The organism is Shewanella sp. 1311, from assembly GCF_059338235.1.
The window spans coordinates 2,105,550-2,128,535 of the sequence record NZ_CM181686.1 but is presented as its reverse complement, the minus strand read 5'-3'; the positions used below and the strand labels follow the sequence as shown (position 1 = coordinate 2,128,535).

16 protein-coding genes are annotated in these 22,986 nt (G+C 45.8%); 7 read left to right on the top strand and 9 right to left on the bottom strand.

All coding sequences use genetic code 11. The annotated features are described in order from the left end of the window. Window positions 1-87: 87 nt before the first annotated feature. The 9 genes from mutT to nadC form a co-directional block, all read right to left on the bottom strand. Window positions 88-480, bottom strand: a complete 393-nt coding sequence (gene mutT, locus AC5YB3_RS09565; protein WP_259482893.1) for an 8-oxo-dGTP diphosphatase MutT — start codon at window positions 478-480, stop codon at window positions 88-90. 76 nt (window positions 481-556) lie between these two features. Further along, window positions 557-766 (bottom strand): DNA gyrase inhibitor YacG, encoded by a 210-nt coding sequence (gene yacG / locus AC5YB3_RS09560; RefSeq protein WP_006083355.1) that lies wholly within the window; start codon window positions 764-766, stop codon window positions 557-559. 73 nt (window positions 767-839) lie between these two features. Beyond that, window positions 840-1,574: a cell division protein ZapD gene (gene zapD, locus AC5YB3_RS09555; protein WP_012090388.1), complete on the bottom strand. Its 735-nt coding sequence runs from the start codon at window positions 1,572-1,574 to the stop codon at window positions 840-842. Next, a complete protein-coding gene (gene coaE, locus AC5YB3_RS09550; protein WP_445782768.1) occupies window positions 1,567-2,184 on the bottom strand; it encodes a dephospho-CoA kinase in 618 nt (205 codons plus the stop codon). Before coaE ends, zapD begins: the two co-directional genes overlap by 8 nt. Window positions 2,185-2,223: 39 nt before the next feature. After that, window positions 2,224-3,150, bottom strand: coding sequence for a prepilin peptidase (locus tag AC5YB3_RS09545; RefSeq protein WP_494527011.1), 927 nt, complete (start codon window positions 3,148-3,150; stop codon window positions 2,224-2,226). A gap of 39 nt (window positions 3,151-3,189) precedes the next feature. After that, window positions 3,190-4,461, bottom strand: a complete 1,272-nt coding sequence (locus AC5YB3_RS09540) for a type II secretion system F family protein (RefSeq protein ID WP_413486006.1) — start codon at window positions 4,459-4,461, stop codon at window positions 3,190-3,192. Window positions 4,462-4,614: 153 nt separating this feature from the next. Beyond that, window positions 4,615-6,327 carry a type IV-A pilus assembly ATPase PilB gene (pilB, locus tag AC5YB3_RS09535; RefSeq protein ID WP_338726449.1) on the bottom strand — a complete coding sequence of 571 codons (1,713 nt, stop codon included), beginning with the start codon at window positions 6,325-6,327 and terminating at the stop codon, window positions 4,615-4,617. 94 nt (window positions 6,328-6,421) lie between these two features. Further along, window positions 6,422-6,844, bottom strand: a complete 423-nt coding sequence (locus AC5YB3_RS09530; RefSeq protein ID WP_338726450.1) for a prepilin-type N-terminal cleavage/methylation domain-containing protein — start codon at window positions 6,842-6,844, stop codon at window positions 6,422-6,424. A gap of 724 nt (window positions 6,845-7,568) precedes the next feature. Next, a complete protein-coding gene (nadC, locus tag AC5YB3_RS09525; RefSeq protein WP_226058331.1) occupies window positions 7,569-8,450 on the bottom strand; it encodes a carboxylating nicotinate-nucleotide diphosphorylase in 882 nt (293 codons plus the stop codon). Window positions 8,451-9,034: 584 nt separating this feature from the next. Here nadC and ampD point away from each other — a divergent pair. The 7 genes from ampD (at window position 9,035) to AC5YB3_RS09490 (ending at window position 22,709) form a co-directional block, all read left to right on the top strand. Next, window positions 9,035-9,598, top strand: a complete 564-nt coding sequence (ampD, locus tag AC5YB3_RS09520) for a 1,6-anhydro-N-acetylmuramyl-L-alanine amidase AmpD (RefSeq protein ID WP_259522973.1) — start codon at window positions 9,035-9,037, stop codon at window positions 9,596-9,598. 69 nt (window positions 9,599-9,667) lie between these two features. Further along, window positions 9,668-10,519: a beta-lactamase regulator AmpE gene (ampE, locus tag AC5YB3_RS09515; RefSeq protein ID WP_494527010.1), complete on the top strand. Its 852-nt coding sequence runs from the start codon at window positions 9,668-9,670 to the stop codon at window positions 10,517-10,519. Window positions 10,520-10,758: 239 nt separating this feature from the next. Continuing rightward, window positions 10,759-11,511, top strand: coding sequence for a pyruvate dehydrogenase complex transcriptional repressor PdhR (gene pdhR / locus AC5YB3_RS09510; protein WP_006083345.1), 753 nt, complete (start codon window positions 10,759-10,761; stop codon window positions 11,509-11,511). Window positions 11,512-11,592: 81 nt separating this feature from the next. Beyond that, the gene (aceE, locus tag AC5YB3_RS09505; protein ID WP_006083344.1) at window positions 11,593-14,259 is read left to right on the top strand and encodes a pyruvate dehydrogenase (acetyl-transferring), homodimeric type; all 2,667 of its coding nucleotides are present in this window, start codon (window positions 11,593-11,595) and stop codon (window positions 14,257-14,259) included. Between the two features lie 12 nt (window positions 14,260-14,271). Next, window positions 14,272-16,260 carry a dihydrolipoyllysine-residue acetyltransferase gene (gene aceF, locus AC5YB3_RS09500; RefSeq protein WP_432368664.1) on the top strand — a complete coding sequence of 663 codons (1,989 nt, stop codon included), beginning with the start codon at window positions 14,272-14,274 and terminating at the stop codon, window positions 16,258-16,260. 147 nt (window positions 16,261-16,407) lie between these two features. Then, the gene (lpdA, locus tag AC5YB3_RS09495) at window positions 16,408-17,835 is read left to right on the top strand and encodes a dihydrolipoyl dehydrogenase (RefSeq protein WP_006084361.1); all 1,428 of its coding nucleotides are present in this window, start codon (window positions 16,408-16,410) and stop codon (window positions 17,833-17,835) included. 380 nt (window positions 17,836-18,215) lie between these two features. Continuing rightward, on the top strand, window positions 18,216-22,709 hold the full coding sequence (locus AC5YB3_RS09490; RefSeq protein ID WP_494527009.1) for an EAL domain-containing protein: 4,494 nt from the start codon (window positions 18,216-18,218) through the stop codon (window positions 22,707-22,709). Window positions 22,710-22,986 lie beyond the last annotated feature (277 nt).

The following is a 22,986-nucleotide window of genomic DNA, read 5'->3' as shown; positions in this document are numbered from 1 at the left end:
TTTGCGGAGTTAAGGCATTGAAAAAGTTCATCCCCGAATTGCGATTCGGGGATAGAGCGCATTGAAATAATGAGGTAAATGGCTCGATTACTGAGCGAGAATTTTTTCTAAAATAGGCTTGTTAGCCTCGGGGAAGTCATAATTAATTAAATCGGCTTTAGTGACCCAAGTGATAAGCTGACCTTCGAGGCCTTGGGCTGTGCCGTTAAACTCAGTGACCGAATGGATATCGAGTAGCACTTGTTTATCGGGATAATCGAAACTCAGCGCCATAAATGGCTGACTATCGGTGACATCGAGTGCAACTTCCTCTTTGAGTTCACGGATCAGCGCTTGAGTGACCGTTTCGCCCGCCTCAACTTTGCCGCCAGGAAATTCCCATTTCCCACCTTGATGTAAATGATCAGGGCGTTTTGCCAACAGAATTTCACCGGCCGAGTTAGTAATAATGCCGACGGCAACATGGATGCGTTTAGTCATAATATTTATCTATTGATTAGAGAGTTGGGCAAATTAATCGCTGTGATGGCGTAAGCTGTGCAGCTAGCGCTTCGCATTATTCTTTAAAAAAGTCGCCTTCATCGAGATCAAATTCATCAAATGCTTCGGGATCAAATTCGGCCTTCACTGGGATGACATGCTTTTCTGACGCCCAATCGCCGAGGTCGATGAGCTTACAGCGCTCGCTGCAAAAAGGTTTAAATGCAGATTGTGGAACCCACTCGACAGGGGCTTTGCAGATAGGGCAGTTAACGGTCAATGGCATAATTGTTCTCTTGGTTAACGGCGATACAGCGGCCGCCAATACTAATGTCTTTCAGGCCATTAGTGTAAAGGCTTCATGCACAGGTAGCCAGTAAGAAATCAATCGAACGGTCGGAGTGGCGTTGTTGTTCAAACTGCACAAAATGGATGGCAAAACGGTTTTTATGGCCGCTAATCGTAGGATAACACCCGTGGGAGGCATCGACTTTGACTCGCACCAAAGCAAGTGCTTGAGCACTGTCACCTTGATAAAAACCTGCATGGGCAACGGCATTGTCGTAATGGGCTGTGCTGCGGGTGAGTTGGAGCAATAGGGTAATGGGGGTGAGCAAAGGTTCGAAGTGTGCTATCCAAGAGCGGTAGTCTTGTTGTTTTTCTTCCCAAGGTTTAGCTAGCCAATAATGCAGTTGCGGCAGATCGAAGTTACAGCAGGCGCCCGGCATGCCAAAGCGTTGTCGTAGCGCAGAAATAAATCTGTCTTGTTTTAGTTGGCTGCCGAAGCGTTCTGGCTTTTGCAACGGTTCGCGGGCTTGGGTGAGGGCGTTGATATAAAGATCGATTTGCTGGTGGTCGACGTGATCTAATTCTTGCCATTTGCTGAGTTGCAGCAAGTGCCGTTCAATGTCTTTTAATACTTCATTACGATAATCACAGCGTTCGGACAATTCACAGAGGGAAAACAGCGGATAAAAACATCTATGTTGGTGGTCATGATTTAGGTTACTTTGCAGCTGTTTATCGAGGTATTCGAGCCGCAAGTAGCTGCGAATTTTCTCGTTTAGGGGCTGTTCGTAAACTAATTCAGTCATGGGCGTTATCAGTACCAGAAAGTTGTAAATATCGCTGGTGCAATGCTAGCACCTCTCGTTTTAAGGTTGATATCTCTCCTTGATTATCAATAATGTCGTCGGCTCTAGCGAGTTTTTCGCTGCGACTACATTGGCTACTAATGATGTTATTAACTTGAGATGCATCAACATTGTCACGTTTTACGGTGCGATTTATTTGCAACTCAGGCGAAATATCCACCACTAAAGTCCGATTGACTAACCTATCTAACCCGTTCTCAAATAGCAAGGGCACGACCATAATTACATAGGCAGAGGTCGCTTTTTCTACCTGCGCTAGCATTTCTTGGCGGATCATGGGGTGTAATAGTTGGTTTAGCCATTCGCGCTCTTCTGGATGGCTAAATATCCGCTGCCGTAGCTTGGCGCGATCGAGTTCACCTTCTGCTGTTAATATATCCGCACCAAAATGAGTTACGATCGCTTCCAGCCCTTTTGAACCCGGAGCGACTACCTCACGTGCAACGATATCGGCGTCGACTAAGGTTATTCCTTCGGCAGCGAATAAATTGGCAACAGTCGTTTTACCGCTGCCGATACCGCCAGTAAGACCAACAACAAACTTTGACATAACATACTCCGGATCGCTCTGTGCTTAATTTGCTAGCTCTTACAGTGTCGATAGGTACCAATCGACAATCTGTTGTCCAAATAGCAAGGCTATCCAGCCAGCTGCGGCAATATAGGGGCCAAATGGGATTGGATTCCCTTGTTTCAGGCGTTTACTGACAATCATAGTGATGCCAACGACTGCGCCAACGAGGGACGAAAGTAAAATCACCAGCGGCAGCATTTGCCAGCCAAGCCAAGCACCGAACACGGCGAGTAATTTAAAGTCGCCATAACCCATGCCTTCTTTACCTGTGAGGATTTTAAACAACCAGAAAATGGACCATAGACTCAAATAGCCTGCCGCCGCGCCGATAATGGCATCGGTTGGGCTCGCAAAGGTATGATTTAGATTGGTGATCAAGCCGAGCCAAAGCAACGGTAGCGTCATTTGGTCGGGGAGCAACATCTCATCAAGATCGATACCTGTCAGTGCTACAAGCACAAAGGTGAGTATGCTCGCAAAAACAAACTGCCAGCTTGGACCAAAATGCCAAGCTAAAGTCGCGATAAGTAGCCCTGTGATGAATTCAATAATAGGGTAGCGGGCATAAATAGGGGCGTGACAGGCGGCGCATTTTCCCTTGAGCATTAACCAGCCTAATACGGGTAAATTATGCCAAGGTTTAATCGCCGTTTTGCACTTAGGGCAGGCTGAGCCCGGAACAACAAGATTATATTTTTCAGGGAAGGCATCAATAGGTTTATTGAGTTGGTCTATTCCTATCTTGTTGACTATCTCTTCGTGGTATTCCTGCAAATACTGATTACATTCTTGCTGCCATTCTCGTTTCATCATCACAGGAAATCTGTGGATTACCACGTTTAAAAAACTACCAATGGTAGCGGCAAAAATAAAGCTTAGAGCAATAAAGAGCCAAGGACTCTGGTCTAGAGACTGGCCCAAAAGGGAGATAAATTCTGACATTTGATTTTCTTATTTGTATTTTGAGGATGAGAAATTAAACTAGCCGCCAACTACTTTACCCATCTGGAATATTGGTAAGTACATAGCAACAATTAACCCGCCGACGACAGTACCGATTACCACCATCATAATCGGTTCTATCAGGCTTGATAAGCCATCAACGGCATCATCTACTTGCATTTCGTAAATGGTTGATACTTTATTGAGCATGTTATCCAGTGAACCTGATTCTTCGCCTATCATCACCATTTGCACTAACATGTCGGGGAAAAGTCCAGTGGTCTGCATAGCCACATTCATCTGCATCCCCGCCATAACTTCTTGACGGATTTTTAAAATGGCTTTGCGGTATACCGCATTACCCGATGCGCCAGCGGCAGACTCTAGACCATCAATTAACGGCACGCCCGCGGCGAAAGTAGTTGCTAAAGTGCGGGCGAATCGTGCCATGGCACCTTTATGTAATATAGGCCCAATAGCGGGGATTTTAAGCACAGCTTCATCGACTCTATCTCGTACAATTTGTGAGTTTCTGTGGGCTCGAACGAACAAAAATACTCCGCCGACGATAGCGGCTAAGAAGATATACCAAGAGGATTGTAAGCCGCGGGAAATTTGTAGTACTAATTGAGTAAAGGCGGGCAGTTCAGCGCCAAACCCCTTAAAAATCTCCTCAAATTGAGGCACCACAAACAATAATAATAATGAGGTGACTAAGATTGCGACTATGACAACTGCAGCAGGGTAGAACATAGCCTTCTTAATTTTTGATTTCAGTGCTTCTGATTTTTCTCTGTAGGTAGCTACGCGATCAAAAACCAAGTCTAGTGAACCTGAATGTTCACCGGCTGCAACTAGGTCAACATAAAGTTCATCGAAGTAACGCCTATGAGGACGCATTGCATCTGATAAAGGAATTCCTGATTGAATTTCGCTGAGGATATTTCCTAATAGTTCTCGCATCTTAGCTTTTTCGTGACCACGGCCGAGTAGTTCAATTGTGGTGACTAAAGGTACGCCCGCTGCTAGCATAGTCGCGACTTGGCGAGTCATTACAGCAATATCCATAGGGGTGATTTTGGCATCACCTAACTTAAATAGCGCAGAAGACTGTTTACGTACGCTCTTTGGATTTACGCCTTGGGATTTCAATTGGCTACGGATTTCAGCGGCGGTTGCGCCTCTAAGCTCACCGGCGGTTTTCTTGCCGTCGCGGTTAACCCCTTTCCATTCAAAGGTATAGATTTTAGGTTGGCTCTTTTGCTCGGCTTTCTTGGTGCGAGGCTTTCTTGTGGTCGTTGCCGTAGCCATAAATGATTCCTGTAAATAAATCGTTCTAGATTTTTAGTTTACTGAACTGAACACTGCGCTTGCGAAATAGTTTGGACTCTAAGATTCAAATATGCGAGTAATGATGCGCTATTACCTGAATTTTAGACGTAACTTTAGATATAAAGATTGGATTTAGCCAAAACTTGTAACGCGATTGACTTCTGCAATGCTAGTGACGCCATGCATCACTTTCAATAACCCTGATTGCCGTAAATCTCGCATTCCTTGGACTTTAGCTTGGGAGGCTATTTGCAATGAGTTACCACCCTCCATGATAGTGCGGGCTATTTCATCGGACATTTTCATCACTTCGTAAATACCGACTCGGCCCTTGTAGCCCGCAGAGCAATGCTCACAGCCAACAGGCTTAAAGGTGGTAAAGCCCTGAGTAATTTGCGCTTGGGCAAAGCCTAGGCGCAGTAATTCATGCTCGGGTATCACTTCAGCTTGTTTACATTCGGGGCAGAGACGACGCGCTAAGCGCTGGGCAATAATCAAATTCACAGAGCTAGCTATGTTATAGCCAGGCACACCCATGTTGATTAAACGGGTTAAGGTTTCGGCGGCTGAGTTGGTGTGTAAGGTCGATAAGACTAAGTGGCCAGTTTGTGCCGCTTTAATGGCAATTTCGGCGGTTTCCAGATCGCGGATTTCGCCCACCATCACTACATCTGGGTCTTGGCGTAAGAACGAACGCAGTGCTGAGGCGAAGGTTAGCCCTGCTTTTAAATTAATATGAACCTGATTCACGCCCTCAAGGTTAATCTCAACCGGATCTTCAGCGGTAGAAATATTACGCTCTTCTGTATTGAGAATATTTAACCCAGTGTAAAGGGAGACGGTTTTACCTGAGCCCGTAGGGCCTGTCACTAAAATCATCCCTTGGGGCTTTGCTAGCATCTCAAGGTAGAGCTTTTCTTGGTCGGGTTCGTAACCGAGTTTTTCGATGCCTAGTTGTGCGGAGGATGAGTCCAAAATCCGCATTACAATCTTTTCGCCCCATAGGGTCGGCAGAGTGCTAACCCGAAAGTCGATAGATTTAGTGCGGGAAAGCTTCATCTTAATTCGACCATCTTGTGGCACGCGCCGTTCGGCGATATCGAGTTTTGACATCACTTTTAAGCGTGCAGAAAGACGACCAGCCAGACTAATCGGCGGTTCAGAGACTTCGTGCAGAATACCATCTATACGAAACCGTATGCGATAGCGTTTCTCATAGGGTTCAAAGTGTAAATCTGACGCACCTTTGCGGATGGCATCGGTCAAAATTTTATTGATATAAATGACAATAGGCGCATCGTCACTACTCTCACCAGTAGACTCTTCGCTACGTCTGTCTGTATCAGTAATTTCTATCGCTGCCAGCGCTGCTTCGTCCATGCCGCCTAAATCGAGACCACTAATATCTTCTTCGAGAATTTTCTCCAACGCTTTAGCAAGTTTATCTTCTTCAACCAGAATCGCTTCTGCATGCAGGCCTGCACTAAATTGGAAGTCTTCAAGGGCGGCAATATTGGTCGGGTCGGATGTGCCAATATAGAGGCGATTTCCACGTTTAAATAAGGGTAAGCAGCGATGTTTTTCAATGAGTTTCTTATTGAGGAAATCTTCAGGAATGGAGGCAAGATCAAACTCATTAAGGTCTAGCAGTGGTGTGCCGTATTCTTCATAGCACAGTTCGGCAATCGCGCGAGCAGAGACCAGCTTACTTTGTACTAACGTACTAACAAGGGCATGTTTATTTTGCCGAGATTTTGTGATGGCATTAGCCATTTGCTCTTCATTTAGCAGGCCTTTGCGGATAAATAAAGTAGATAAACCTAAATGAAGACCTGATGTTGGCATAATTCTTCTTTAAATAATAAAAAAGGGTAAACTCAATAATTGTATCTACCCTTTTTATAAGTTTCTTATCAAAAATTCTTATTGGAGATTTAGCTTAAGGTAAATTTGCACCTTTTTTACAAAGTGCTAAATCATTTGTGCTAGCCATTGTGAATTTTACACCACCAGAAGCATCAAATTCAGCCTTAAGTGCACATTTTGCCTCAGTCCAAGTTAGTTCAAATATATTATCTTGAGTTGGATCAGCTGCAACGGTACCAAATTTAGCATTCTTAGATGCTTCATCTTTAATGCCTGTACAACCAATACCAGTAGTAATACATGTTTGTACTTTAGTCGAGAAAGACGTGATACCTTTCATCGCAGCTCCGCCTTGAGCTGATGTGACGTAATCTTTATAGGCTGGTAATGCGATCGCAGCCAAAATACCGATGATTGCGACTACGATCATTAGTTCGATCAGAGTAAAACCCTGAGCTTTTTTATTTAATGCTTTGTTTAAATTCATGGCCTTCATTTTTATCTCCAGCTAACTATTTAGTGACTTACTTTGGTTGAATAGAGTGTTAAACCTAAAAGCTGTTTTACTCTATAAATTGTTTTATCTCGACAAACTTTATTACTCATTCATGTTAATAAAATCACTTTTATGATCTATGTAACATTAACAGTACACCGATGATCTTGAATGACCCATGTGTAATGACTCATGCTGATTTATTCCAACGTTGCTAAGTTAATATCAAGTTAGCACTTTTTTGAATAAATCATTTCGGTAACCGCACCTTAGGCTAATGTCCCTCAAAATGTGCTCCTCAAAAACGCAAATTAGAGTGCTTTGACAGACATTCCAGTGCTGACCTTAGGTGAGGTTAGCCAAGCGGCCATCTCGCCTGTGTAAAAGTTAGTACAAAGTTAAGATAAAAGAAACAACTTTTAAGTATAAAGTACTAATTAAGTGTCATTTTTGTATAAGAGTCTATCTTGTCGGTGTGTTAGGTTATAACAACATTTTGACATTATCAGTTTGGCTGGCACCTAAGCTGACCGAGTCAAATTGCTGGCATGTTGGTGTGATGAGTTGGAGGCTTGATGTTGATGGTGCGGATGTATAGTGACAGGCATAACTTAGGGGCTAGCCTAGTGGAACTCAGAAGAAATGTATCGCTTTATAATAGGTTGAAAGTGAAACGTTCTCAGGTGCTTTCAGCGAACGTTTCACCCTCTAGTGAGCGAGTGCTTTAAGCTTTCAATCTAAGCGACAAGTCTAGGGCGCGAACATGCTTAGTGAGCGCACCAACTGAGATATAGTCGACACCGGTTTTAGCGAATTCGGCTAAGGTGTCTAAGGTGACATTGCCGGAGACTTCAAGCTTAGCGCCTGCGCCTTTCGCTTTATATTGATTGTTCATTTCAACCGCTTCGACCATTTTGGTGATGTCGAAGTTATCTAACATGATGATATCTGTGCCAGAGTCGAGTGCTAAGGCGAGCTCTTCGAGTGATTCCACTTCGACTTCAACGGGTTTATTTGGGTACAAGCTGCGGGCGGTATCTACGGCTTGGCGAATGCCACCACAGGCCATAATGTGGTTTTCTTTAATCAAAAATGCATCATATAAGCCAATGCGGTGGTTTTTGCCGCCGCCGCAGGTGACAGCATATTTCTGGGCGGTGCGCAGGCCAGGAATGGTTTTGCGAGTATCTAATAGGCGAGTGTGAGTGCCCACCAGTTTATCGACATAATGCTTAGTTAAGGTCGCAACGCCAGACAGGGTTTGGATAAAGTTCATTGCCGTGCGTTCGCCGGTGAGAATCGTGCGTGCTGGGCCTGAGAGTTCACACAGTAGTTGGTTAGGTAACACCAGATCGCCATCATCCACATGCCAATGCAGTGCGACTTCCCCACCGAGTTGATTAAAAACCTGCTCTGCCCATGCTTTTCCACAAAAAACGCCTTCTTCACGGGTAATAAGGGTGGCTTCAGCGTACTTATCTGCAGGGATCAACATTGCTGTGATATCACCATAAGCGATAGCCTTGGTTTGATCGTTGATTTCGGTGCCGCCTAAGTCTTCACTGAGGGCGGATTTTACTGATTGGCGAATATCGTTTTCTAACATGAGCGGGGTCCTTGCATTCTTTAATTACTGACGACCTACTTGCATCTTAAGTTAAGATTACCACGGCCTTAGGTCTCACGGAACAGCTTGGAAGATTGTGCTGCAGAGACTCAGCCTCTGGCTTATTTAAGTTGGGAGTGAATGGCTTGCTCCATGAGCTCAACATTAAAAGATGATGAAGTCAGTCAGTTCCGTGTGCTGGGTTTCTTCTTTGCTTGGCTGAATACTGTTAAAGTAACCGAGTATATACCCAAGCTACCTGAATATACGAGTTTCAGAGCGCCTAGAGTGCTTCAATTCAAGGCGCATCAATGACAGAATGTCGGCCACCTTTTGAATTGATGCAACATGGAAGTGGAGTGCCCTAGACGCTCCGTTCCGGCGGGTTGTAACGCACATTATGCCGTGTTGGTTATTTTTAACTTAGCCCACTAGGTCCGCAAATAACCGCAATCGCCATGGATGGTGTGAATGCCATTTATGCAGGAGCAATAAATGGCCTTGCCTAAAGTGTGTTGCATTCCCGCTGAATCCTGCATCTTCAGGTTGTTTGGGTATATGTGGCATAAGAGGATAAGCTCATAATGCGGTTTGAATTGGGTTGGTGTGAGGGTGCAAGGCGTTGTGAGTCACCACATTTTAATCAACGTCCCTTGGGTGAAGTGAGTTTGTTGGTGATCCACAATATTAGCCTGCCAGCAGGTTGCTTTGGATTACCCTATATTGATCAATTATTTCAAGGGTGTTTAGATACCAATGCGGATGCCAGTTTTGCACAGCTGCAGGGCTTGGAAGTCTCGGCGCACTTTTTGATCCGCCGTAATGGCGAGCGTGTGCAGTACGTGAGTTGTAACGACAGGGCTTGGCATGCAGGGCTTTCTCGTTATGGTGAGAGAGAGAATTGTAATGATTTCTCCATTGGTATTGAGCTGGAAGGCACAGATACTGAACCTTACACGCCTGAGCAATATCAGTCACTGGTAGCGTTGACGCAAGCATTGTTGGCTGAGTATCCATCGCTGAGTACCGAACGAATTGTGGGTCATTGTGATATTGCGCCAATGCGCAAAACAGACCCTGGGCAAAGTTTTGATTGGGAAAGATATTTAGGGAAGCTAAAGGAATATACTCAGGCGTTGCGCTCTTAGGTTTTTGGATTTTAGACGTATTTCACACAAACCTAGACTATTTATGGACAAATTATAGAGGTACAGCCCATGGCATTATTTTCACTCTTGGTCGCCATTTTAGTGGAGCGACTTAAATTTCTTCCTTCATCATGGCAATTTGATCGTTTATTGCAATCCTACCAAACGACGTTTTTTGGTGATAAAGCTTCACTGACGAGCGTTATGATGGCGCTGGCGTTAGTGCTGCCAGCCTTGTTGGTGTATGTATTGTCTTGGTTAGTGGCGGGGATGTTTTGGGGCTTATTAAGTTTAGCGCTATGGATTGTCGTGGCGGTGGTTTGTTTTAACCATCAGAAACAGCGTGATATTTTCAAGAAATATATGCAAGCGGCTTGTCGTTCTGATGTCCAAGCTTGTTACCATTATGCCGCTGAGCTCGATTGTAGCGAGTGTTTGGATGCGGTATCCGAGAAAGACCTTGGCGCTAAAGTGGGTCAAAGTGTCGCTTGGATTAACTATCGTTATTACGGCGCCGTTGCTTTGTTCTTCATTTTTCTGGGGCCAGTCGGTGCTGTGTTGTATTGCACAGTGCGTTTTTATGCCGAAGAAAATGCCCGTAAATCCCTTGAACTGCCATTAGTCAACGAAGTGATTAGCGTGTTGGATTGGTTACCTAGCCGCATCTTTGCCTTTGGTTATGCGTTAAGTGGCCAATTTAGCGAAGGGTTAGCCGCATGGCGCCATCATGGTTTGACCATAAATACCAGTGCTCGGACTGTCGTTGTTGAGACGGCATTAGCAGCGCAACCTTTACCTGAGGTCGCAAGTGCACCTATATGTGTACAGTCAACCTTAGCATTATTAGTACTGAGTAAACACAACTTTACACTTATCGTCGCGGTACTATCACTGCTGACCATTTTTGGATTGGTGAGTTAAGCAATATCAGCGTCACAGCGATAGCTGAATTTGGCAGTCTGAGCTGAGATAGTTCAGCGCTGTCAAATGGTCTGACCCCATAGACATTTTTTTCCGCTATGCTCTCTCTTCGTGAGTGCTTTCGATCGAGATCGCTTTTTAGGAATGATCTTCAATCTGGACATCAAAACGCTGATTTGATAAAGTGCGCTCACTCAAAAAAATTGGTAAGACCAATTTACAACGGAGCTGAGCGCCTGATGGCCTATAGTAAAATTAATCAGCCAAAAATTTCTGATGTGATCATGGCTCAATTAGAGCAGATGATCTTAGAGGGCAGTTTGCAGCCCGGTCAGAAGTTACCGCCTGAACGCGAACTGGCGATCCAGTTTGAAGTGTCTCGACCTTCTTTGCGTGAAGCTATCCAAAAGCTTGAGGCAAAAGGACTGTTAATGCGCCGCCAAGGCGGTGGTACTTATGTCAAAGAGCAACTCTGGCAGAGCCTTGCCGATCCTATCGTTGAACTTATGAATTCTGATCCAGAGAGTCAATACGACTTGCTGGAGTTCCGTCATGCTACCGAAGGCATGATGGCTTATTTTGCGGCGCTGCGTGGTACTGACGCCGATATGCAAAATATCAAACGTATGATCCTCGAGGTGGAAGCCGCCACAGATATCGAAAAACAAGCCGCCGCCATTGTGCGTTTTTATCGTGCCGTTGCCGAAGCGTCACATAACGTGGCTATGTTACACCTCGTTCTCAGTTTAACCCCTGTGCTGCATCAAAATGTGGCGCAGAACTTGGAGCTTTTAAGCCGCCGCGAAGAAGCTTCTACTATGGCTAACGATCACAGACGGGCCTTGCTCGCTGCCATCGTTCGTCGTGATCCCGAAGCCGCCAGAGAAGCCTCGAATGAACACTTAAGTTACATCGAAGAGGTGATGTTATCTGTGCGGGAAGAAGATAGCCGGTTGCAGCGAAGCTTGCGCCGTTTAAAGAGTGGCGCTTAAGTTCTGTAGTTTAGCTGTCTGCTAAATCGGAATATGCCGCAAACACCATTCATTATCATGTATATAGAGAAGGACAGTGTCATGTCTGAAGATATGCTACAAGACGTAGATCCATTAGAGACTCAGGAATGGGTTGATGCCCTGCAAGCCGTGTTGGAACAGGAAGGCCCAGAGCGCGCGCATTTTTTACTAGAGAAGCTGATCGATAAAGCGCGTCGTAATGGCACTCACTTGCCTTACAATGCCACAACGGCTTACTTGAACACTATCCCAGCGGGTCAAGAGCCTCACATGCCTGGCAACCAAGAGATGGAACGTCGCATTCGCGCCATCATCCGTTGGAACGCTTTGGCTATGGTTCTGCGTGGTTCTAAGAAAGATTTAGAGTTGGGCGGCCATATCTCAAGTTTCGCTTCAAGCGCGACTATCTATGACGTATGTTTTAACCACTTCTTCCGTGCACCGAATGAGAAAGACGGTGGCGATCTCGTGTATTTCCAAGGCCATATCGCCCCAGGTATTTATGCGCGTTCATTCCTAGAAGGTCGTTTAAGCGAAGAGCAACTGGCTAACTTCCGTCAAGAAGTGGATGGCAAGGGTCTGTCTTCATACCCACATCCAAAACTGATGCCGGATTACTGGCAATTTCCAACGGTTTCTATGGGCTTAGGTCCAATCCAAGCCATCTATCAAGCCCGTTTCCTGAAATATCTGACTGACCGTGGTCTGAAAGATTGTTCAGCACAAACTGTTTACTGTTTCTTAGGTGACGGTGAGTGTGACGAGCCAGAAGCCTTAGGTGCTATCGGGTTAGCGGCCCGTGAAGAATTAGATAACTTAGTCTTCATCGTTAACTGTAACTTACAGCGTCTTGATGGCCCTGTACGTGGTAACGGTAAGATCATCCAAGAACTTGAAGGCGAATTCCGCGGCGCAGGCTGGGAAGTCGTGAAAGTGATTTGGGGTCGTTACTGGGATCCATTATTGGCCCGTGACACCAGCGGTAAACTGCTGCAGTTGATGGAAGAAACCGTTGACGGTGAATACCAAAACTGTAAAGCCAAAGGTGGCGCTTATACGCGCGAACACTTCTTTGGTAAGTATCCTGAAACGGCCGAAATGGTTGCTAACATGTCAGATGATGACATTTGGCGCTTAAACCGCGGCGGTCATGATCCAGTTAAAGTTTACGCTGCACTGGAACATGCACAAAAAACCAAAGGCCGTCCAACGGTTATCTTAGCTAAAACCGTTAAAGGTTACGGCTTAGGTGATGCGGGTGAAGGTAAAAACATCGCTCACAACGTGAAGAAGATGGGCGTTGAGTCTATCCGTTACTTCCGCGATCGTTTCAATATCCCGATCCCAGATGATCAGTTAGAAGATCTGCCTTTCTATCACCCAGGTCCAGATTCTGAAGAAGTGAAGTACATGATGAGCCGTCGTGAAGCGCTGCATGGTAGCGTGCCACAACGTCGTCAAAAGTTCACTGAAGAGATGGAAGTGCCGTCACTGAAGATTTTTGATTCGATTTTACAGGGCTCAAACGGCCGTGAAATTTCATCGACTATGGCGTTCGTTCGCGTGCTGACAGCATTGCTGAAAGACAAGAAAATTGGTAAAAACATTGTGCCAATTATTCCTGACGAAGCCCGTACTTTCGGTATGGAAGGTCTGTTCCGTCAAGTGGGTATTTATGCTCACGAAGGCCAAAAATACGTACCGCAAGACTCTGACCAAGTGGCTTATTATCGTGAAGATAAAACCGGTCAAGTATTGCAAGAAGGGATTAACGAACTCGGTGCTATGTCTTCATGGGTATCGGCAGCGACGAGCTACTCTGTCAACGATACACCTATGATCCCGTTCTACATCTACTACTCAATGTTCGGTTTCCAACGTATTGGTGACATGGCTTGGGCAGCGGGTGACATGCGTGCTCGTGGTTTCTTAGTCGGTGGTACTTCAGGTCGTACAACGCTTAACGGCGAAGGTTTACAGCATCAAGATGGTCACAGCCACGTATTGGCGAACACTATCCCTAACTGTATTTCTTACGATCCAACCTACGGCTACGAAATTGCCGTTGTGGTACAAGATGGTATCCGTCGTATGTACGGCGAGAATCAAGAAGATATCTTCTACTACTTGACCACAATGAACGAAAACTATGAGCAACCAGCCATGCCAGAAGGCGCGGAAGTGGGCATAGTGAAAGGTATCTATAAGTTAGAAACGGTTGCGGGCTCAGGTAAAGGCAAAGTTCAGTTAATGAGCTGTGGCACTATCCTTGAACAAACCCGTAAAGCGGCGCAAGCACTGGCGAAAGACTTCGGTATTACTGCCGACGTATTTAGCGTAACTAGCTTTAACGAATTGACTCGCGATGGTCAAGCCGCTGAACGTTGGAACATGCTGCACCCAACCGAAACGCCAAAACAAGCCTATATCAGCCAAGTGATTTCAAGTGATGCACCTGCAATCGTAGCGACTGACTATATGAAGATTTACGGCGAACAGTTACGTGCTTACATTCCTACCGATTACAAAGTGTTAGGTACTGACGGTTTCGGTCGTTCAGACAGCCGCGAGAATCTGCGTCACCACTTCGAAGTGGATGCTAAGTTCATCGTTATTGCGGCACTGAAATCACTGGTTGATCGCAAAGAGCTGCCTGTCGATGTGTTAGCAAAAGCCATTAAAGAATATGGTATCGACGCTGACAAGATCAATCCACAGTACGCGTAAGAGACAATAAAAATGGCTGAATTAAAAGAAGTTTTTGTTCCTGATATCGGCGGCGATGAAGTGCAAGTGATCGAAATTTGTGTGGCTGTGGGTGATACCCTAGCGGCAGAAGAATCGATTCTTACCGTCGAAAGCGACAAGGCGACTATGGATATTCCAGCGCCTTTCGCCGGTGTTTTAGCCGAATTGAAAGTGGCGGTGGGCGATAAAGTATCTGAAGGTACTTTGATTGCTATGATGCAAGCGGCGGGCGCGGCAGCTGCCGCTCCGGCTCCAGTTGCAGCACCCGCTCAGGCGGCACCAGCATCTGCACCAGTTCAAGCGGCTCCAGCCCCAGTGGCTGCTGCTCCTGCGACGGGCGCAACCAAAGTGGTTGAAGTGACTGTACCTGATATCGGTGGCGACACTGATGTGTCGGTTATCGAAGTCCTGGTTGCTGTCGGTGACAAGATTGAAGTTGATAGCGGTTTAATTACCCTAGAAACAGACAAAGCGACCATGGACGTGCCATCACCTTTCGCGGGTGTGGTTAAAGACGTTAAAGTCGCAGTTGGCGATAAAGTGTCGCAGGGCTCTTTAGTCATCATGCTTGAAGTTGGCGGCGCTGCACCTGCAGCCGCGCCAACGGTTGCTGCCCAAGCGGCTCCTGCCGCTACGGTAGCGCCAGTGGCCGCAGCACCAGCGGCAAGTGTGGTTGCGGTAAAAGAAATTCAAGTGCCTGATATTGGCGATGCCAGCAATGTCGATGTGATAGAAGTGCTCGTGTCTGTCGGTGATGAAATCACTGCTGACCAAGGTTTGATTACCCTTGAAACTGACAAAGCCACCATGGAAGTGCCTGCGCCATTCGCCGGTAAACTGCTGTCTTTGACTGTTAAAGTGGGTGACAAGGTTTCTCAAGGTAGCGTTATTGCGACGATTGAAACTGTGACAGTGGGTGCAGCTCCTGCACCTGTTGCTCAAGCGGCAGCTCCTGCTCCAGTGAGCGCGGCGCCCGTTGCAGCCCCAACACCTGCAAGCCGTCCTCCAGTACCACACCACCCTAGCGCAGGTACACCTGTGTCTACCGGTGCAGTACATGCGTCTCCTGCGGTACGTCGTTTAGCCCGTGAATTTGGTGTCGACTTGACCCAAGTGACAGGTTCTGGCCGTAAAGGTCGCATCATGAAAGAAGACGTTCAGGCGTATGTGAAATACGAACTGTCTCGTCCGAAAGCGACTGCGGCAACCTCAGTCGGTTCAGGTAACGGCGGCGGTCTGCAAGTGATTGCAGCACCTAAAGTTGATTTCAGTAAGTTTGGTGAAGTGGAAGAGATTCCATTAAGCCGTATCCAGAAGATTTCTGGCCCTAACTTACACCGCAACTGGGTAACTATTCCGCACGTGACTCAGTTCGATGAAGCTGATATCACTGAAATGGAAGAGTTCCGTAAGCAGCAAAACGATGTAGCGGCGAAGAAGAAAGCCGATTACAAGATCACGCCTTTAGTGTTTATGCTAAAAGCTGTGGCTAAAACGTTGCAACAGTTCCCAGTGTTCAACTCAAGCTTAAGTAGCGATGGCGAATCACTGATCCAGAAGAAGTATTTCCACATCGGTGTGGCGGTAGATACGCCAAACGGTTTGGTTGTGCCAGTCGTGCGTGACGTGGATAAGAAAGGCATTATCGAGCTATCTCGTGAGCTGGCTGATATCTCTATCCGTGCCCGTGATGGCAAGCTGAAATCTGCTGACATGCAAGGTAGCTGTTTTACTATTTCAAGTTTAGGTGGCATTGGCGGTACAGCGTTTACGCCTATCGTTAACTACCCAGACGTGGCGATTTTAGGTGTGTCTAAATCTGAAATTAAGCCTAAGTGGAATGGTAAGGAGTTCGAACCTAAATTGATGTTGCCGCTGTCACTGTCATACGATCACCGCGTGATCGATGGTGCCATGGCTGCACGCTTTAGTGTGACGCTGTCAGGAATTCTGTCCGATATTCGTACTTTGGTTCTGTAAGCATATAAGGCTGCTCATCTTGAGTGGCCTTTTGTTTATTGTGATCAGTATCAAACACAGGTTAAAATGCGCCCACCTTACGCGCTGGCGCATTTTCGGTTGGCAGGATAGCTCCTCCAACGGATTGAATGAGAATTAGAGGAAAACATGAGTAACGAAATCAAAACTCAGGTAGTGGTATTAGGTGCAGGTCCTGCAGGTTATTCTGCGGCTTTCCGTGCAGCGGACTTAGGTCTAGAAACCATTATCGTTGAACGTTTTAGCACTTTAGGCGGCGTGTGTCTTAACGTGGGTTGTATCCCATCTAAAGCCCTATTACATGTTGCTAAAGTTATCGAAGAAGCCAAAGCCGTTGCTGCTCACGGTGTGGTTTTCGGCGAGCCAACTATCGATTTAGATAAGTTACGTGGCTTTAAAGAAAAAGTCATTGGCCAATTAACTGGCGGATTGGGCGGTATGTCCAAAATGCGTAAAGTTAACGTGGTTAACGGTTTTGGTAAATTCACTGGCCCTAACACGCTAGAAGTGACTGCTGAAGATGGCACTGTCAAAGTGGTTCAATTCGAGCAAGCGATCATTGCTGCGGGTTCTCGCCCAATCAAACTGCCATTCATTCCGCATGAAGATCCACGTATTTGGGATTCGACTGACGCATTAGAACTGAAAGAAGTTCCAGGCAAGTTGTTAGTGATGGGCGGCGGTATTATCGGCCTAGAAATGGGAACTGTGTACGCTTCTTTAGGCAGTGAAATCGACGTGGTTGAAATGTTCGACCAAGTGATCCCAGCAGCTGATAAAGACGTTGTTCGCGTATTCACTAAGCAAATCAAGAAGAAATTCAACCTGATCCTTGAAACCAAAGTCACAGCGGTAGAAGCCCGTGAAGACGGTATTTATGTTTCTATGGAAGGTAAGAGCGCACCAACTGAAGCAGTCCGTTACGATGCCGTATTGGTAGCAATTGGCCGTGCACCTAATGGCAAGTCGTTAGATGCTGAAAAAGCAGGTGTTAACGTTGATGAGCGTGGCTTTATCAAGGTTGATAAGCAACTGCGTACTAACGTACCGCACATCTATGCAATTGGTGACATCGTTGGTCAACCTATGTTGGCTCACAAAGGCGTGCACGAAGGCCACGTAGCGGCTGAAGTTATCGCTGGCATGAAGCACTACTTCGATCCAAAAGTGATCCCATCAATTGCTTACACTGACCCAGAAGTCGCTTGGGTTGGTTTAACTGAGAAAGAAGCGAAAGAGCAAGGTATTGCTTACGAAACTGCTACTTTCCCATGGGCAGCAAGCGGCCGCGCTATCGCATCTGATGCGAGCGAAGGTATGACTAAACTGATTTTCGACAAAGACACTCATCGCGTAATCGGTGGTGCGATTGTTGGCGTTAACGGCGGCGAGCTGTTAGGCGAGATCGGTTTAGCGATTGAAATGGGTTGTGATGCTGAAGATTTAGCATTAACCATTCACGCTCACCCAACACTGCATGAATCAGTGGGCTTAGCGGCTGAAATGTACGAAGGTTCTATTACTGATTTGCCAAACCCAAAGGCAAAGAAAAAGTAATTTAGCTGTCGATTAAAAAAGCGCTCATTTGAGCGCTTTTTTATTGCCTGTATTTTTTTGTAACTTTTATGTAAACAAGCGGATGAATTGATAGGATTGAGCTGCTACAGTACAGTTATACCCAAGCGACCTCAAAATACGAGTTTCAGAGCGCCCAGGGTGCTTCAATTCAAGGCGCATCAATGAAAAAATGTCGGCCACCTTTTGAATTGATGCAACACGGAAGTGGAGTGCCCTGGGTGCTCCGTCCCGGTGGGTTTTAACGCACTTTATGCCGTGTTGGCTATTTTTGACTTAGCCCACTAGGCCTACAAATAGCCGCCTTGCTTAAAGTGCGTTAAATTCCCGCTGAATTCTGCATTTTGAGGTGGTTTGGGTATATGTATGAAGTAAGCCGTCACATGCAAACAAAAATAATTAGAACAATTCTGACATGTTTCATCCTTTCACTGACTTGCGTCCACTCGGCTTGGGCGGGCGGTTTTGTGCAGCGAGTTTTTACTGATAGGGACGGTTTAGCGGTCACCAGTATCCGAGGCTTGGCCTTAGATGATTACGGTTTTGTATGGGCCGCGACTGAGCAGGGCTTGTATCGAGTCAGTAATTCTAAGGTGCGGCGTATCGATAAAATCGGCACCGAATCGCGACTGTCAGATGACTTTTTAACCTCAGTGGTGAACATAGAACGTGACAAATTATTGGTTAGCACCAACGCCGCAATTTACCTCTACGATATTGTCCAAAATCAATTTACCGCGTTTGGTTCACCCTATTTATTCCCGCAGTTTCCCGGTGGTGCACTGGTCTCGGCAGCCCGAAAAAATAGTAAAACATGGCGATTGTTAATTGATAATGGCCAGATATATGAATTCTCCCCTTCAAAGTCCGAGCTGCGCCTTATTACTCAGTTGCCGGTTAACCGCGATCTCCCTTGGCGTAAATTGCTGGTCATGCCGAATGGTCAAATGCTGGTCGCGGGAACCTTGCAATTAGAGTTGCTAGAGCAAAATGGCGAGCGGGTATTCCAATACTCTTGGACCGAATCTATGGGCAGTATTCTCGATATGTTAGAGGATTCTCAGCATAGGATCTGGATTGCGACTGGCCGCGGCGTTTATCAATTAGATCAAGTTTCTAGGCAGATTATCACCGTGCCAGAATTGCCCGATTGGAGCACAGCGATCGTTGAAGATGCGAAAGGATATTTATGGTTTTCCAGTCGTATCGGTTTATTGAAATGGTCGCCCGAAACACGCCAGATTGAAAACTATCAAAAAGAGTTGAAGGCTGAGGCCAACATGGAAACGCTGAAAGCCATGTTGTTTGATGATGCAGGCTTGATGTGGGTCGGAGGCTCAGGCGATGGATTGGCTTTATTGGCGTCACAGCCTGATTTCATCCTCGATACTTATACTGGCGATGAACCCTATCAACTGAGCGATGCCATGACTTGGTCAGTGCATGCCAGTGATGAAGGGGTTTGGTTAGGTTCTTCCAGTTTAGATTTTATTGCAAAAGGCAGTAGCAAAGCGTTTAACGTGCCAATTGAGGGATTTAATCCCCACGAAAGTATTTATGATATCAGTGCGTTTGAGGGACATTATTTACTGCTATCGACGACCAGCGGCCTCTTTGTTGTCGATAAAGACACTTTGCAAGGCAGTAGTTTTTCTAAATGGACTCACGGTAATGATGATTTTAAAAATAAGCTCATTTATAAAACCTATCGTGACCCCAAACTGAAAGGACGTGTTTGGATTGCGACGACAACAGGGCTGTATTTTTGGGAAATGGGACTGTACGAACCTCAGCCCTTTGATATTGATAAGTCATCGAACAAGTTTGACGGCCCTAAGCGCCCCGTGATCCGCACTATTTATCGCACCTCCGACGGTCGTTTGTGGGTGGGCGGTAAAAAAGTCTTTGGTTACATCGACAGCCAAAATGAGTTTCATGATCAGCGGCAGTTGTTTAATGCTTTTGCTGCACAACCCACGGTCAGTCACATTGAAGAAATGTCACCTGGGGTGATCTGGTTTGGCTCCTATGAAAAAGGTTTATTTGAATACCATCAGCAAACGGGATCGTTAATTTCACTGACCTCCGAGTGGCAATTAAATTGTAGTTCAGTGTTTTTTATTCAAAAAACGCCCAAGTCTAATCTTGTGGGCTGCTCGGATTCTTTGGTGCGACAGGATATCCAAACGGGCGAGATTGCTATGTTTAATCAACTCGATGGTTTAATTTCCGATGAGATGAACGAAGGCGCCTATTTTTACTCACCTAAAACAGGCTTTTACTTAGGCACGCCCGAGGGCGTGATGCGACTCGATGTCGATAGGCTGGCCAATCGCATTACCGATGACCATGTGATGCTTGAATCTGTCTCTGTGTACTATAACAACACGACCGAAGTGTCCCTGTTGCCGCGCAACCTGATGACCATAAAACCCGAAGCCAATATGGTCAGTTTTCAAATCACTAACTTAGATTATCTCGATGATTCGCCCATCCAATTTAAATACCGATTACGTTATCAAGATGAAGAGAGTAATTATGTGCTGTTACAGGGGGAGTCGCAGATTAACCTCGCAGGTTTAGCTGCGGGTGGTTATGTTTTAGATATTTTAAGTCAGGTCAATGGAATATGGTCTGATAAACCTTTTAACTATCCCTTTTATGTTGAGCAGCATTGGTGGCTATCCCAAGGTTTTAAAGGCATTTTACTGCTGTTATTTTCTATTATTGCCTTAAGTCTTGCTTGGTATCGGCAACGTCAGATCAATACCTTTAAGCAGATGAATCAGGCATTAACTGAGAGTGATGACAGGCTGAGGCAATCTTTGCGCGGTAGTGACTCGGATCTCTGGGAATGGCATAAAAATACTCAAGCATTTCATCTTGATAATCGCGGTGCCGTTCTCGGTACCCATGCCAATGAGATTGTTGTGAGCTTAGCAGAGTTGCCTGTGCATCCACAGGATAGGGAAAAAGCGCTCGCTCAGTGGGATAGTATGATATCGGGGGAGATAGATAGATTCGAAGCCGAATATCGCTATCAGCGCAAGGACGGTAATTGGGGCTGGTTAAGGGTAAGAGGGAGGCCCGTTGCCCGTAATAAGCACTCCAATGAGATTGAGCGGGTCGCAGGGATTTATAGTGATATTACCGTGCAACGCCAGTTAGAAGATGAAGTGAATTTACTGGCAAAAGCGTTTGGTAACACATCTGAAGGTGTACTGATTTTAGATGTCGAAGGTAGTATTCGCGTGGCGAATTACGCGGCACAGCAAATTATCGGCATCGATTCTGCTGACTTAGTTGGCCAATCTTTTACCCAATTTGTACAGATGAATGACGGTTTGGCATCGGAAATCAAGCAACTCCTCAGTGATAGCCAGTCTTGGACGGGCGAGCGTGAGTTAATTAACGCCAGTCAGCAACCTTGTCCCGTGTGGTTAAACGTATCTGTGATGCAAAGTGCCAACGGGAAAGTGACCCATTATGTGGTGGTATTCTCGGATATTACCGAACGTAAACGAACCGAAGCCGATTTACGCCGCCTAGCCAATTACGATGTACTTACGGGATTGCCAAACCGCTCCTTATTTTCTAGTCGCCTATTACAGTCGATTCAGGCCGCGCAGCAAACGGGCGAGAAATTGGCGCTATTGTTCTTGGATCTCGATAGATTTAAGCATGTTAATGACTCCTATGGTCATAGCATGGGCGATGCCTTACTGGTCGAAGCCTCAAGCCGACTACAATCCTGTATTGCTAGCGAGCATATGCTCTGCCGCTTTGGCGGCGATGAATTTGTGATTTTACTCAGAAATGCCAACAGCATTGATGAGATAAACCACATTGCCGAGCGGCTGCTGGAACAAATCGTGGCGCCTTTCAAGTTATATGGCCGTGAGTTTTATATTTCGACCAGCATTGGCATCAGTATTTGGCCCGATGATGCGGTTCAGCCTGAAGCCTTTATCAAGAATGCCGATCTCGCTATGTACCACGCCAAAGAAGAAGGGCGGGGAAATTTCCAATATTATTCCTCTGAGCGTAATGCCCAAGCCCTCTATCATTTACGGCTTGAGGCCGATTTACGTAAAGCCATAGAGCGGCAAGAGTTCGAGCTTTATTACCAGCCGCAAATTGATATTTTGCGTAACGATAAGCTCATAGGAATGGAAGCCTTAATTCGCTGGAAACATCCGCTGGACGGCTTTATTCGTCCCGATATTTTCATCAAAGTCGCCGAGGCCTGCGGTTTAATTGTCGATATTGACCGCTGGGTATTAAGGCAGGCCTGTGTGCAGGGAGCCCATTGGGCGAAACGTTATGGCGCTACCTTTAAGTTGTCGGTTAATATTTCGGCGGTGCATTTCAGACAGCCAGATTTTATTGAAGACATACAAAGAATTCTGCATGAAACCCAAATGCCGACAGCGTCTTTAGGCTTAGAAATCACTGAAGGCGTATTGATGAAAGAGCTGCACGTCGCTAAAGATCATCTCTCGCGATTGAAATCCTTGGGGATTGAAGTTGCCATTGATGACTTTGGGACCGGTTATTCTTCTCTGGCTTATTTACGCCATTTTGAGGTGAATACCTTAAAAATCGATCGCTCCTTCTTGATTGATATTGCCACCAATAAGGCCGATCAGGCGATTGTGAGCAGTATTATTGAATTAGCCCGTAACCTTAAATTAAATGTGGTTGCCGAAGGGATTGAGACGGTCGAGCAGTTAGAGCAAGTATTTAGCCGCGGCTGTTATATTATTCAAGGGTATTATTTTGCTAAGCCTATGTGCGTGGCTGATTTTGAACGTTATTTAGAAACAGACAACAGAATCGTCGCTATTGAGCATTAAGCAAGTTCATATAGTCTATTATTGACGCGTTTATGTTTGATCATGTGCCCTTGATATTTGTGCTGATTATTGGCGGTAATCAGCAAGATATAAACTTACGTCCTGAGATTTAAATGACAAAATATTCAGCTATGATTGATATTTTGTTTCGTCATTTATTCAATTAAACTGCATCTGTTTGTGTAAATAGTACACAGTCTTATCACTAGTCGGTCCAGATAAAATATGACTGACGGTTAAATCGATAAGTTTGGTAATATAACTCGGATTTTTATCC

What these genes read in the sequence shown, in the direction of transcription:
- mutT (WP_259482893.1), bottom strand. Translation starts at nt 480, where the DNA reads ATGACTAAACGCATCCATGTTGCCGTCGGCATTATTACTAACTCGGCC.
- yacG (WP_006083355.1), bottom strand. Translation starts at nt 766, where the DNA reads ATGCCATTGACCGTTAACTGCCCTATCTGCAAAGCCCCTGTCGAGTGG.
- zapD (WP_012090388.1), bottom strand. Translation starts at nt 1,574, where the DNA reads ATGACTGAATTAGTTTACGAACAGCCCCTAAACGAGAAAATTCGCAGC.
- coaE (WP_445782768.1), bottom strand. Translation starts at nt 2,184, where the DNA reads ATGTCAAAGTTTGTTGTTGGTCTTACTGGCGGTATCGGCAGCGGTAAA.
- AC5YB3_RS09545 (WP_494527011.1), bottom strand. Translation starts at nt 3,150, where the DNA reads ATGTCAGAATTTATCTCCCTTTTGGGCCAGTCTCTAGACCAGAGTCCT.
- AC5YB3_RS09540 (WP_413486006.1), bottom strand. Translation starts at nt 4,461, where the DNA reads ATGGCTACGGCAACGACCACAAGAAAGCCTCGCACCAAGAAAGCCGAG.
- pilB (WP_338726449.1), bottom strand. Translation starts at nt 6,327, where the DNA reads ATGCCAACATCAGGTCTTCATTTAGGTTTATCTACTTTATTTATCCGC.
- AC5YB3_RS09530 (WP_338726450.1), bottom strand. Translation starts at nt 6,844, where the DNA reads ATGAAGGCCATGAATTTAAACAAAGCATTAAATAAAAAAGCTCAGGGT.
- nadC (WP_226058331.1), bottom strand. Translation starts at nt 8,450, where the DNA reads ATGTTAGAAAACGATATTCGCCAATCAGTAAAATCCGCCCTCAGTGAA.
- ampD (WP_259522973.1), top strand. Translation starts at nt 9,035, where the DNA reads ATGCGGTTTGAATTGGGTTGGTGTGAGGGTGCAAGGCGTTGTGAGTCA.
- ampE (WP_494527010.1), top strand. Translation starts at nt 9,668, where the DNA reads ATGGCATTATTTTCACTCTTGGTCGCCATTTTAGTGGAGCGACTTAAA.
- pdhR (WP_006083345.1), top strand. Translation starts at nt 10,759, where the DNA reads ATGGCCTATAGTAAAATTAATCAGCCAAAAATTTCTGATGTGATCATG.
- aceE (WP_006083344.1), top strand. Translation starts at nt 11,593, where the DNA reads ATGTCTGAAGATATGCTACAAGACGTAGATCCATTAGAGACTCAGGAA.
- aceF (WP_432368664.1), top strand. Translation starts at nt 14,272, where the DNA reads ATGGCTGAATTAAAAGAAGTTTTTGTTCCTGATATCGGCGGCGATGAA.
- lpdA (WP_006084361.1), top strand. Translation starts at nt 16,408, where the DNA reads ATGAGTAACGAAATCAAAACTCAGGTAGTGGTATTAGGTGCAGGTCCT.
- AC5YB3_RS09490 (WP_494527009.1), top strand. Translation starts at nt 18,216, where the DNA reads ATGTATGAAGTAAGCCGTCACATGCAAACAAAAATAATTAGAACAATT.